This is a genomic window from Rossellomorea orangium (genome assembly GCF_019334305.1).
Classification (GTDB): domain Bacteria; phylum Bacillota; class Bacilli; order Bacillales; family Bacillaceae_B; genus Rossellomorea.
Genome location: NZ_JAHWGH010000032.1, coordinates 95,689 through 107,680, shown reverse-complemented (window position 1 = coordinate 107,680; position 11,992 = coordinate 95,689). Strand labels below are relative to the sequence as shown.

Below are 11,992 nucleotides of genomic sequence, written 5' to 3'. Positions count from 1 at the left end.
GGAGCAGTTCGGTAGCTCGTCGGGCTCATAACCCGAAGGTCGCAGGTTCAAATCCTGTCCCCGCAATACCATTTTTGCTTGTTATCAGTAAGAGATTATCTTTTATGAGTAACGCAAGGATAGTTATTTTTGCCAGAGTAAGGTAAGGAAACCTATTTTGCTAACGCAAAAAGCTTTGGTCCGGTAGTTCAGTTGGTTAGAATGCCTGCCTGTCACGCAGGAGGTCGCGGGTTCGAGTCCCGTCCGGACCGCCATTTATCTTTTGATGGTCATTTGAAAATTTAATCTTCTATATAATATGGCTCAGTAGCTCAGTTGGTAGAGCAATGGACTGAAAATCCATGTGTCGGCGGTTCGATTCCGTCCTGAGCCACCATTTATACTTAAGAACCTTTAAGTATTTATTTTATTTGGAGGGGTAGCGAAGTGGCTAAACGCGGCGGACTGTAAATCCGCTCCTTCGGGTTCGGCAGTTCGAATCTGCCCCCCTCCACCAAGATTTTTTACGCAGCGTGAGCGGAGTAAAATAATCCTCCTTAATTCACGCGTAGCGAAGCGGAGCAATATACTCCAATTTATTAGCATGAGATTCTTGTGGAACTAATATCTTTCATCATAGGGGTATAGTTTAACGGTAGAACGAAGGTCTCCAAAACCTTTGGTGTGGGTTCGATTCCTACTACCCCTGCCAAAGAAATCTCAAGCATGGCGATTGTGGCGAAGTGGTTAACGCACCTGATTGTGGTTCAGGCATTCGTGGGTTCGATTCCCATCAGTCGCCCTTTATATTGGGCTATAGCCAAGCGGTAAGGCATCGCACTTTGACTGCGACATGCGTTGGTTCGAATCCAGCTAGCCCAGCCAACGGCGGCATAGCCAAGTGGTAAGGCAGAGGTCTGCAAAACCTTTATCACCGGTTCAAATCCGGTTGCCGCCTCCAAAGTATTCATGCGGGTGTAGTTTAGTGGTAAAACCTCAGCCTTCCAAGCTGATGATGAGGGTTCGATTCCCTTCACCCGCTCCAATTATTTCTTATATGGGCCTATAGCTCAGCTGGTTAGAGCGCACGCCTGATAAGCGTGAGGTCGGTGGTTCGAGTCCACTTAGGCCCACCATTCTATTATTCCGCAGTAGCTCAGTGGTAGAGCTATCGGCTGTTAACCGATCGGTCGCAAGTTCGAATCTTGCCTGCGGAGCCAATTTATATGGAGAAGTACTCAAGTGGCTGAAGAGGCGCCCCTGCTAAGGGTGTAGGTCGGGCAACTGGCGCGAGGGTTCAAATCCCTCCTTCTCCGCCATTAAGGCCCATTGGTCAAGCGGTTAAGACACCGCCCTTTCACGGCGGTAACACGGGTTCGAATCCCGTATGGGTCATTATGAAAAGACTATCATTGTTGATAGTCTTTTTTTGGTATTAAATTAAGTAGTCTATTTGAAGAGATATCTTTGAATATGGAGCGAGAACGGGATCATCATGGCAGGTTTTATATTGATAAGTCTTTTCCTTACGGGTGACTGTGTTATCGCTTTCTCTACTTTATTATTGACCTTGAGCAGTTTATTATCGACTTACCCCATTTTATTATCAACTTCTGTACTTTTCTCTTCATTTTCATTTTCCATTCATAAGAACAGATTAAAAGAAATCCAAAATCAGATATCCATCTTTAACACCTCCATTCGACATCACCATCCCCTTTCGCAGCCAGCCATGAACCATACAAAATCCCGTAATCCTTCTGTATTTTTTGCAAAATTCATTAACTATTATTAAAAAAAATTCGACAAATTCCGCTATGAATTCTTCATGATTCCCCTATGTTTTTACAATGTAAACCTTATCATTTTGAATAAATTCCCAAATAAGCTATTTATTCATCTATGGATGTAGTAAATTGTCGTAATTGAGCGACGATTATAAGGAGGATTTTAGTGTTCTTGTTAGAAAATAGTTAAGTAGATTGAAAAAATGTAGGTGAGATGATGAACGCAATGACCATAACAGATTATGATGTTTTTTTGTTTCATGAGGGTAATTTACAGCAGGCCTATCAGTTTATGGGTTCCCATGTTAGAAGGGATTCGACAGGGACCTATACAGAATTTTGCGTTTGGGCACCGAAAGCAAGGCATGTTTCATTGGTGGGATCCTTTAATCAGTGGAACGGGAGTGGGTATGACCTGAAAAGAAGAAATAGGGAAGGTTTGTGGACGATTCGTGTGGATAAGGATTTATCGAACGAAACGTATAAGTATGAAATCACCACACCATCAGGTTCAAAGAAACTGAAGGCGGATCCTTATGGATTTGCCTCTGAACAGCGCCCTCATACGGCAAGCATCGTGTATGAGCTGGATGGATTTTCCTGGGAAGATGAGAAGTGGATTGAGGATCGTTCAGCTAACACGATCTACGACAAGCCTATGTCGATTTATGAAGTGCATTTGGGCACATGGAAGAAGAAATCGGGAAAGTTCCTTTCTTACAAGGAATTGGCGGAACAGTTGATCCCTCATGTGAAAGAGCAGGGTTTCACTCATATAGAACTGCTGCCAGTCACGGAGCATCCTTTTGACCGGTCCTGGGGATATCAGGGGACGGGGTATTATTCACCGACCAGCAGGTATGGCTCGCCACATGAGTTGATGGCATTTGTGAATGAATGTCATTTACACAATATCGGCGTCATTTTGGATTGGGTCCCTGGACATTTTTGTAAGGATTCACATGGATTATATGAGTTTGATGGTTCGTTTGCCTATGAATATAGTCAGGAAAGGGATCGCGAGAATTATACGTGGGGAACGGCGAATTTTGATTTAGGGAAAGGTGAAGTGAGAAGCTTCCTTATTTCCAATGCCCGTTTCTGGATGGATAAGTATCATATCGATGGCTTCCGGATCGATGCAGTGGCAAATATCATTTATTGGGCAAATCAGGGACAGATGGCTCCCAATGAAGGTGCCATACAGTTCTTGAGAAACTTGAATAAGGCTGTGTTTGAATACGATTCTTCAATTTTGATGATTGCAGAGGATTCTACGGACTGGCCACAGGTGACATCTCCTGTTCATTATGGGGGTCTTGGATTTAATTATAAGTGGAATATGGGATGGATGAATGACGTCCTTAAATATATGGAAACCGATACGACTGAACGAAGGCATGTACATTCGCTCATAACATTTTCTTTGTTATATGCCTATTCAGAGAACTATGTACTTCCTTTTTCACATGATGAGGTGGTACATGGGAAGAAGTCACTATTGAACAAAATGCCGGGGGATTACTGGCAGAAATTCGCACAATATCGTTTGCTCCTGAGCTATATGATGGCTCATCCGGGGAAAAAGCTTCTGTTCATGGGAAGTGAGCTTGCCCCGTTTTCAGAGTGGAAAGATCTTGAGGAATTAGATTGGCATTTACTGGATTACGAATATCATCACAAATTCAATTCATATTTTAAAGAGCTCATGCATTTATATAAAGGTGCTGAACCATTATTCCAGATGGATCATCGTTCAGAGGGCTTCGAGTGGGTGGATGTGAATAATGCTGAACAGCAGATTTTTTCCTTTATCCGTTATGGGATTGAAAAAGAGGAGCATCTGGTGGTGATCTGCAATTTTAGTCCACATGTGTATCACCGGTATAAGGTGGGAGTAAATAAGGTTTCTTCTTATGAAGAGATTTGGAATAGTGATGATGAGCGATTTGGTGGTTCACACCAGGTCAACCCCGAGCCGCTTACCGTACACAATGAAATGTACCATGGAAGAGAAGGATATGTGGAAATGACGATTCCACCGTATGCAGCCGTTTATTTAAAACCAATCGATTGAAAGGGGAGAGAAAGTGATGGCAAAAGGTAGATGTGTGGCCATGTTATTAGCAGGTGGAAAGGGGAGCAGATTAAGTTCATTGACGAAAAGTCTGGCGAAACCCGCCGTACCATTTGGAGGGAAATACCGTATCATTGATTTTACACTGAGCAACTGTACGAATTCAGGTATCGATACGGTAGGGGTCCTTACCCAATATCAGCCACTTGTATTGAATTCTTATATTGGAATTGGGAGTGCGTGGGATCTTGACCGTAAAAACGGTGGTGTGACCGTGCTGCCACCATATGCTGAATCCTCTGAAATGCGCTGGTATACAGGGACGGCAAGCGCCATCTATCAAAATATGAATTATCTCGAGCAATATGATCCTGAGTACGTTCTGATCCTGTCTGGTGATCATATTTACAAGATGGACTATAGTAAAATGCTTGATTATCATATCGAGAAAAAAGCAGACGTATCGATCTCAGTCATTGAAGTGGGATGGGACGAAGCGAGCCGTTTCGGGCTGATGAATACGAACGAAGAGATGAGAGTCACAGAGTTTGAAGAAAAGCCGCCTTTCCCTAAGAGTAATCTTGCTTCGATGGGTATCTATATTTTCAACTATTCCGTGCTGAAGGATTATCTCGAGATGGATGAACGCAATCCTGATTCCAGCCATGACTTTGGAAAGGATGTCATCCCGCTCCTGCTTGATGAGAAGAAGAAATTGATGGCATACCCATTCGAGGGCTATTGGAAGGATGTCGGTACGGTCAAGAGCTTGTGGGAAGCGAATATGGATCTGATCGACGAGAAAAATGAATTGAACCTGTTTGATCATGATTGGAGGGTGTATTCCGTTAATCCGAACGAGCCGCCTCAATATATTGCAGGTGACGCCCTTGTAGAAGGATCACTTGTGAATGAGGGATGCACGATTGAAGGAACGATTCAGAAGTCAGTACTCTTCCAGGGCACGACAGTGAAAAAAGGGGCGCACGTCAACCGATCAGTCATTATGCCGGATGCAGTCATTGGAGAGAACGCGTATATCGAGCAAGCGATCGTGCCTTCGGATGTGAAAGTACCGAGCGGGCTGTGCATCATGCCGGAAGAGGGATCCGATGAAGTCATCCTCGTGACGGAATCATTCATTGAAACACTGCTGGAACAAGAAAGAGTGTAAGATTCAAGACCAACATTACAACATTAGAGGAGGAGAAGTGTTTTGAAAAATACAATGCTTGGTGTTATTGATGCTACGAGTTACTATGATTCGTTGGAGGATTTATTGTTGCATCGCTCATTAGCCGCACTTCCGATTGCAGGTAGATACCGTCTGATTGATTTTGTCCTTTCCAATATGGTGAATTCCGATATCGGTTCCGTTGCCATTTTTCCGAAGTTTCAATACAGATCCCTGATGGATCATCTGGGATCGGGAAAGAACTGGGATCTGAACCGGAAACGGGACGGCTTGTTTTTCTTTCCTGCACCGGGACTGGAAGCGAATGAGGAAGGGGTGGGTTCCTTTAACCACTTTGCCCATCATATGGACTATTTTAAACGCAGTACACAGGAATATGCACTGATCAGCAATTGCTTTACGTTATGTAATATCGATTATCAACCCGTACTCGAACGTCATATCCGTATAGGTTGTGATATCACGGAAATGAGACACAATGGCAACTCTCTAGACATGTACTTAGTCAAAACGACTATGCTCATAGATTTGATCGCTAAGCGCCGTGAAACGGGCTACACCTGCATGCAGGATGTCGTAGAGGACATGGACAGCGGTTTTAAGATATGCGGTTATGAACATGATGGATTTGTTCAGAAGATTGATTCCATTGAAGAATACTATGATGCCAGCATGAAGCTGATGAATCTATCATACTGGAAAGAGCTGTTCAAGAAGGAAATGCCTATCTATACGAAGGTGAAGGATGAACCGCCGACACGCTACACGTCATTGGCAAGCGTGAAGAATAGTATCATCGCCAATGGATGTTACATTGAAGGCCAAGTAAATAATTCTACGATGTTCAGAGCCGTGAAGGTTGGAAAAAACACGAAGATATCAGGCAGCATCATTATGCAGAAGAGCCAAATTGGAGATAACTGTGTACTAGAGAATGTGATCTTGGATAAAGATGTGCGAGTAGAGGATGGCGTCAAGCTTATCGGAGATCCAAACAATCCAATTGTCATTCGCAAAGGGATGATTCAAGGAGCGCTGATGAATTCGTGAAAGTGTTATTTGTCGTATCGGAGTGTGTCCCATTCATTAAATCCGGAGGCCTGGCTGACGTGGCAGGTGCTCTGCCTAAGGAGTTAAGAAGCTTAGGAACCGATGTCAGGGTGATCCTGCCCAAATACGGCGGGATCCCTCATGAGTTCCATTCTAAAATGAAGCGGAAGAAAGAATTTTTCGTATCAGTCGGGTGGCGCAATCAATATTGTGGCATTGAAGAGTACACAGAAAATGGCGTAACGTATTATTTTGTCGACAATGAATATTATTTTAACAGGGACCGGCTGTATGGATACTTTGATGACGGGGAGCGCTTTGCTTATTTTACCAGGGCTGTACTGGAAAGCATCGCTGTCCTTGATTACTTCCCTGATGTGATTCACTGTCATGATTGGCACACAGGAATGGTTCCGTTCTTACTTCGAAGCGAGTATCAGGAGAGACCGGGTTATGCATTTATCCGCAGTGTGTTCACCATTCACAATCTGCAATTTCAAGGGATTTACCCTAAACAGGTGATGACGGATTTATTAGGTATACCCGATAAGTATTTTCATCATGAATATCTAGAGTTTTATGGAAATATCAATTTCATGAAAGCCGCTCTCATTTCTTCGGATTTTGTCACAACGGTGAGTCCGACATATAAAGAGGAAATCCTTACGCCTTACTATGGGGAAAAGCTACATAATATCCTGGGTCAGCGATACAACCAACTATTGGGCATCGTCAATGGGATCGATGATGAAGTGTACAACCCTGATGAGGGAGAGTTTCCATACTTCAGCGGCAATCTTCATGGGAAGAAGCAGGCGAAGCGTCATCTGCAAAAAAGTCTGGGGCTGGAGGAGAACGAAGGGATTCCTCTTGTGTCCATCATCTCAAGGCTTACAAACCAGAAGGGGCTCGAACTTGTCAGGGGCGTCTTTCATGAAATGATGCAGGAAAATGTTCAATTCGTACTGTTGGGAACGGGTGATTGGGAATTTGAGCAATTCTTCAGGGAGATGGAATGGACGTATCCCGATAAAGTGAGGGTTCAGATCGGCTTTAATGAGGAGCTGGCCAAGGAGATCTATTCCGCCAGTGATTTGTTCCTGATGCCTTCCAAGTTTGAACCTTGTGGCCTCGGGCAACTGATTGCGATGAGATATGGTGCCCTGCCGCTTGTCCGTGAAACCGGTGGATTAAATGATACGGTTCAATCCTACAATGAAGAAACGAAGACTGGCAACGGCTTCTCATTCAGGAACTTTAATGCTCACGACATGCTCTATACCTATAGAAGGGCCCTGACCTATTTCTACGAAGATCCGGAAACATGGAATCATATTGTACGAACCGCAATGAATAAAGATTATAGTTGGGCTCAATCGGCCTTTAAATATAATCAACTATATGCTGACCTGGTATCAAGGAGTGAAAGTCATGTTTTCTGATCCGATAGAATTTAAAGAGATGTTTCTAAAGAAGCTTGAGATGATGTATGGAAAGACATTTCCTGAGTCGACCAGTCAGGATCAGTTCTTCACATTGGGTCACCTGGTCCGGGAATATATCTCGATGAACTGGATCCATACGAACGAGCAGTACCGTTTCAATAAACAAAAGCAGGTATATTATTTATCCATTGAATTCCTTCTCGGGCGCCTGCTTCGTCAGAATCTGATGAATTTAGGGATTTACGATATCGTGGAAAAAGGACTCCAGGATCTTGGTATCGACCTTGCCGATATGGAAGATGTCGAGCACGATGCCGGTCTTGGGAACGGTGGTCTTGGCCGCTTGGCCGCCTGTTTCCTGGATTCACTGGCTTCCCTGAATTTACCCGGGCACGGATATGGAATCCGATACAAGCATGGGTTATTCGAACAAAAGATCGTAAACGGCTTTCAGATGGAGCTTCCTGAACAATGGCTGCGTCACGGTCACGTATGGGAGGTCCGAAAGTCGGACCTGACAGTGGAGGTGCCTTTCTGGGGGAAAGTGGAGTCGTATACGGAAAAGGACGTCTTACGGTTTCGCCATGTCGATGCAGAAGTGGTAGCTGCCGTCCCTTATGATATGCCAGTTGTGGGGTATGAAACGTCCACTGTTAATACACTTCGTCTGTGGAGTGCCGAGCCTGCTGCTTATAAAGCAGGTAAGGATATGATGAAATATAAACGTGATACGGAAGCCATTACTGAATTTCTTTATCCTGACGATACCCATGAAGAAGGTAAGATTCTGCGCCTGAAGCAGCAGTATTTCCTGGTATCCGCAAGCATCCGCTCGATTCTGGACTCCTATTTATATCGGAACGGGGACCTGAAGGAGCTGCATGAACATATATCCATTCATATCAACGATACCCACCCGGTTCTTGCCATACCGGAACTGATGAGAGTGCTTCTGGATGAATATTCATTTGATTGGGAAGAAGCCTGGGAAATCACGACGAACACATTTGCTTACACGAATCACACAACTCTATCAGAAGCTTTGGAAAGATGGCCGATCCGGATATTCCAGCCCCTCCTTCCCCGCATCCATATGATTGTCAATGAAATCAATGAGCGGTTCTGCAGGGAATTATGGAAAGAGTATCCTGGTGAATGGAAAAGAATAGAGGATATGGCGATCATCTCTCATGATGAAGTCAAAATGGCTCATCTGGCGATCGTAGGAAGCTTCAGTGTGAATGGGGTCGCAAAGATCCACACGGAAATTTTGAAGCAAAGGGAAATGAACTTATTCTATCAATATTATCCGGATAAATTTAATAGCAAAACGAATGGAATTACTCATAGAAGGTGGCTCCTGAATAGTAATCCATCCTTGGCGAACCTGATTACATCATCGATCGGGGATGAGTGGATTAAAGATCCTTCGAAGCTTGTGAAGCTGAAGGAGTATCATCACGATACAGCTTTCCTGAAGGACTTGTATGATGTAAAGCAGGAGAATAAATTGAAGCTTGCCGAACGGATCTTTGAAAGCAATGGGATCGTAGTGGATCCTTCTTCTATCTTTGACATCCAGGTGAAGCGGCTTCATGCCTATAAACGTCAACTGATGAATGTGTTGCACATTCTCCATTTGTATAATCGCTGTGTCGAGGACCCGGCGTTTGATTTCCATCCTCGGACGTTCATCTTCGGGGCAAAGGCGTCACCGGGTTACTTTTATGCTAAGAAAATCATAAAATTGATCCACTCTGTTGCTGATCTCGTCAATGATCATCCACTGGTGAAAGGGCGCATCAAAGTTGTATTCCTTGAAAATTACCGCGTGTCCCTGGCGGAAGAAATCATTCCGGCGGCTGACTTGTCCGAGCAGATTTCAACGGCCAGTAAAGAAGCGTCCGGTACAGGGAATATGAAGTTCATGATGAACGGCGCACTGACCCTTGGAACCCTGGATGGAGCCAATATCGAGATCCTGGAACAAGTCGGGAATGATAACATCTTCATATTCGGCTTGACCGCGGAGGAAGTAATGAAATACCAGCATCATGGCGGCTATTATGCCATGGAGTACTTCCACTATGATACAAGGATCAAAAAGGTGTTGAACCAATTGATCGATGATACCCTGCCGGATGCAGGTGATCATTTCGAAACCATTTATGATTCGTTATTGACGGAGAACGATCAATTCTTTGTCCTCCGGGATTTCGATTCCTACGTAAGGGTTCATGAGCAGGCCGGAAAGGCTTACGAAAACAAGGAACATTGGTCCCGGATGTGTCTTCAGAATATTGCCAATTCCGGCTACTTCTCGAGTGACCGTACCATTGAGCAATACGCGAAGGATATTTGGGGCATTGCACAGGGAAGTTTGACCAAATAAAAAAAACGTCTGGGAAAGTGATCCCAGGCGGTTTTTTCTATTTCTTCTTATCGGAGATGTAGCTGTCCCCGTCTTTATAGGGGATGTCCCCTATTGTTGATTCGATATCATTCTCATCTAGCATATCTTCATACTCTTCATGGGTCTTCGATGGATAGGCTTTACGGTTCGATCCTTCCATATCAGTGCCGACGAATGACTCGAAATCCTCGGTGAAGCCTTCTGACGTATCCTCATCCTGATACAGGTCGGAATAATCCTCGTGATCGCCTTCAAAGTCGGATGGTGTTTCGGATGTACCGAACCTGCCGACTTCCTGGAAGCTGTCCTGATCATCACGTACATTTCCGTCTGTTTCATGTCTGAATTCATTATCTACAGGAGGCTGCAGTACTTCTTCCTCCACAGGTCGATCCTGAGGGGTCGACTGCTCCGGTGTATGGTCCCGGCAATAAAGGGTCGTCGGGATGACTTCCAAACGCTCATATGGGATCTCCTTCCCGCATTCCTTACACTGACCATACGTACCGTTTTCCATTGCGTGAAGAGCCTGTTGAATCTTATCAAGCTCTAGCTTTGAATGGTCATCAATGGCGAAGTCCTTTTCCCGCTCGTATAATTCGGTTCCCATATCGGCCGGGTGATTATCGTAAAGGGAAAGTTCTCCTGAGTTATCACGTTCGTTTGTATGGTGAAGATTATCTAAATCCTGATGTAAATGTTCTTTTAACTGCTTTTCCTGTTGAACCAATTCTTGTTTGAGTGTCTGTTTTTGGCTGTCTGTTAGCAATTTCTTCACATCCTTTGTTATGTTCGCAAAAAATTTATCCTAACCATACTTTATCCGAAAGTGGGGATGTTAAAACATAAAAGGTTTATTTCGTAAATATGGCGCTGACCAACTAGTGAGTGCTGGTTGATTTCCGCTTCAATCAACAGTAGCTTTTAATTTTTAAATAATACCTAAAGTTTTAACTACCTTTTTTATGTATGTAATTTTAAAGATCATCCGATTTATTGTGAGTTATATCATCTCAAAACAAAAAAAGAGTCGACCCGTAAATGAAAGGGTCGACTCTTTGTCTTTCTATAGTATATAAGCAAGTAATAATCCAATGGATATGAGGAATCCAAAGATGGTATTGGTCTGGGCAGTGGCTTTCATGGCAGGCATCATTTCGATCGGTTGTGATTTGCCGATGAATCCTGTTGTGGCCTTGACCGCTTTCGGGATACTCAGAAAGGCTACGAACAGCCAAGGTGAAGAGATACCCGTGACGACCAACCCGATGATCCAGGCGTAGGATACGACAAACATTCCGCCTAAAAGGATGATGGCACCCTTCTTACCCAATAGGATGGCTATGGTTTTGCGGCCGTTTTCTTTATCGCCGTCCAGATCCCGGATGTTGTTGGCCAGTAGGATTGAGCCTACTAAAATGGAAACCGGAATGGAAATGAGGATGCTGTCATCGTTGATGTAGCCGGTCTGAATGTAAAAGGAAATCAGGATGATCACAAATCCCATGAAAAATCCTGCTACGATTTCACCGAACGGAGTGTATGCAATTGGCATTGGTCCGCCAGTATAAAAGTACCCGGCTGCCATGCAAACTAAGCCTATCAGTGCCAGCCACCATGTACTGCTGAGGCAAATATAAATCCCTAATAGCAGGGAGATGCCGTACAGTGAAAAGGCAAGGTTGATGACCGTTGATGGTTTGACGCCGTTACGGACGATCGCTCCGCCGATTCCGATAGAGTGTTCTGTATCAAGACCTCTTTTAAAATCATAATATTCGTTGAACATATTTGTAGCAGCCTGGATGAGCAGGCAGGCAACCAGCATTGCCAAAAATAGCATAATGTTAACGTCTGTAAATTGCAGCGCAAGTACCGTACCAAGCAATACAGGCACAAATGCAGCTGTAAGAGTGTGTGGCCTTGTGAGCTGCCACCAGATTCTCCACCCTTTATCTGATTCCAACACGTTGGATGCTTGTTGTTCCATCAATCTCTCTCCCTTACACAATAAGGAATTTTCAGATAACATTACAATTCCTTTAC

Annotated in this window: 7 protein-coding genes and 12 tRNA genes; 17 read left to right on the top strand and 2 right to left on the bottom strand. The window is 44.1% G+C overall.

The genetic code is table 11. The features are described from left to right. Window positions 1–177: 177 nt before the first annotated feature. The 17 genes from KYJ26_RS23795 (at window position 178) to KYJ26_RS23715 (ending at window position 9,925) form a co-directional block, all read left to right on the top strand. Window positions 178–254, top strand: a tRNA-Asp gene (locus tag KYJ26_RS23795). A 46-nt stretch (window positions 255–300) separates the two neighbouring features. After that, a tRNA-Phe gene (locus KYJ26_RS23790) sits at window positions 301–376 on the top strand. 36 nt (window positions 377–412) lie between these two features. Further along, window positions 413–496 (top strand) — tRNA-Tyr (locus KYJ26_RS23785). A gap of 121 nt (window positions 497–617) precedes the next feature. After that, a tRNA-Trp gene (locus KYJ26_RS23780) sits at window positions 618–691 on the top strand. A gap of 17 nt (window positions 692–708) precedes the next feature. Further along, window positions 709–781: transfer RNA gene (locus tag KYJ26_RS23775), tRNA-His, on the top strand. 8 nt (window positions 782–789) lie between these two features. After that, window positions 790–864, top strand: a tRNA-Gln gene (locus KYJ26_RS23770). A gap of 2 nt (window positions 865–866) precedes the next feature. Continuing rightward, window positions 867–940, top strand: a tRNA-Cys gene (locus tag KYJ26_RS23765). 10 nt (window positions 941–950) lie between these two features. Next, window positions 951–1,024: transfer RNA gene (locus KYJ26_RS23760), tRNA-Gly, on the top strand. A 14-nt stretch (window positions 1,025–1,038) separates the two neighbouring features. Continuing rightward, window positions 1,039–1,115: transfer RNA gene (locus KYJ26_RS23755), tRNA-Ile, on the top strand. Between the two features lie 9 nt (window positions 1,116–1,124). After that, a tRNA-Asn gene (locus KYJ26_RS23750) sits at window positions 1,125–1,199 on the top strand. An 8-nt stretch (window positions 1,200–1,207) separates the two neighbouring features. Continuing rightward, a tRNA-Ser gene (locus tag KYJ26_RS23745) sits at window positions 1,208–1,298 on the top strand. A gap of 4 nt (window positions 1,299–1,302) precedes the next feature. Beyond that, window positions 1,303–1,374, top strand: a tRNA-Glu gene (locus KYJ26_RS23740). A 618-nt stretch (window positions 1,375–1,992) separates the two neighbouring features. Then, window positions 1,993–3,843, top strand: coding sequence for a 1,4-alpha-glucan branching enzyme (gene glgB, locus KYJ26_RS23735; protein ID WP_257475219.1), 1,851 nt, complete (start codon window positions 1,993–1,995; stop codon window positions 3,841–3,843). 16 nt (window positions 3,844–3,859) lie between these two features. Then, on the top strand, window positions 3,860–5,017 hold the full coding sequence (locus KYJ26_RS23730) for a glucose-1-phosphate adenylyltransferase (protein WP_257475218.1): 1,158 nt from the start codon (window positions 3,860–3,862) through the stop codon (window positions 5,015–5,017). A gap of 42 nt (window positions 5,018–5,059) precedes the next feature. Continuing rightward, complete coding sequence (locus KYJ26_RS23725; RefSeq protein WP_219170585.1) at window positions 5,060–6,088, top strand: GlgC family sugar phosphate nucleotidyltransferase; 1,029 nt, start codon at window positions 5,060–5,062, stop codon at window positions 6,086–6,088. After that, complete coding sequence (gene glgA, locus KYJ26_RS23720; protein ID WP_219170583.1) at window positions 6,085–7,530, top strand: glycogen synthase GlgA; 1,446 nt, start codon at window positions 6,085–6,087, stop codon at window positions 7,528–7,530. The genes KYJ26_RS23725 and glgA overlap by 4 nt, the downstream gene beginning before the upstream one ends. Beyond that, window positions 7,520–9,925, top strand: coding sequence for a glycogen/starch/alpha-glucan phosphorylase (locus KYJ26_RS23715; protein ID WP_219170581.1), 2,406 nt, complete (start codon window positions 7,520–7,522; stop codon window positions 9,923–9,925). Before glgA ends, KYJ26_RS23715 begins: the two co-directional genes overlap by 11 nt. Window positions 9,926–9,962: 37 nt before the next feature. Here KYJ26_RS23715 and KYJ26_RS23710 read toward each other — a convergent pair whose 3' ends face one another. Beyond that, window positions 9,963–10,724, bottom strand: coding sequence for a TraR/DksA C4-type zinc finger protein (locus tag KYJ26_RS23710; RefSeq protein ID WP_308807589.1), 762 nt, complete (start codon window positions 10,722–10,724; stop codon window positions 9,963–9,965). Window positions 10,725–11,012: 288 nt separating this feature from the next. Then, window positions 11,013–11,936: a 1,4-dihydroxy-2-naphthoate polyprenyltransferase gene (locus tag KYJ26_RS23705; protein WP_219170577.1), complete on the bottom strand. Its 924-nt coding sequence runs from the start codon at window positions 11,934–11,936 to the stop codon at window positions 11,013–11,015. Between the last annotated feature and the right edge of the window lie 56 nt (window positions 11,937–11,992).

Coding starts and splice junctions, on each gene's coding strand:
- KYJ26_RS23730 (WP_257475218.1), top strand. CDS start 3,860: ATGGCAAAAGGTAGATGTGTGGCCATGTTATTAGCAGGTGGAAAGGGG.
- KYJ26_RS23715 (WP_219170581.1), top strand. CDS start 7,520: ATGTTTTCTGATCCGATAGAATTTAAAGAGATGTTTCTAAAGAAGCTT.
- KYJ26_RS23705 (WP_219170577.1), bottom strand. CDS start 11,936: ATGGAACAACAAGCATCCAACGTGTTGGAATCAGATAAAGGGTGGAGA.
- glgB (WP_257475219.1), top strand. CDS start 1,993: ATGACCATAACAGATTATGATGTTTTTTTGTTTCATGAGGGTAATTTA.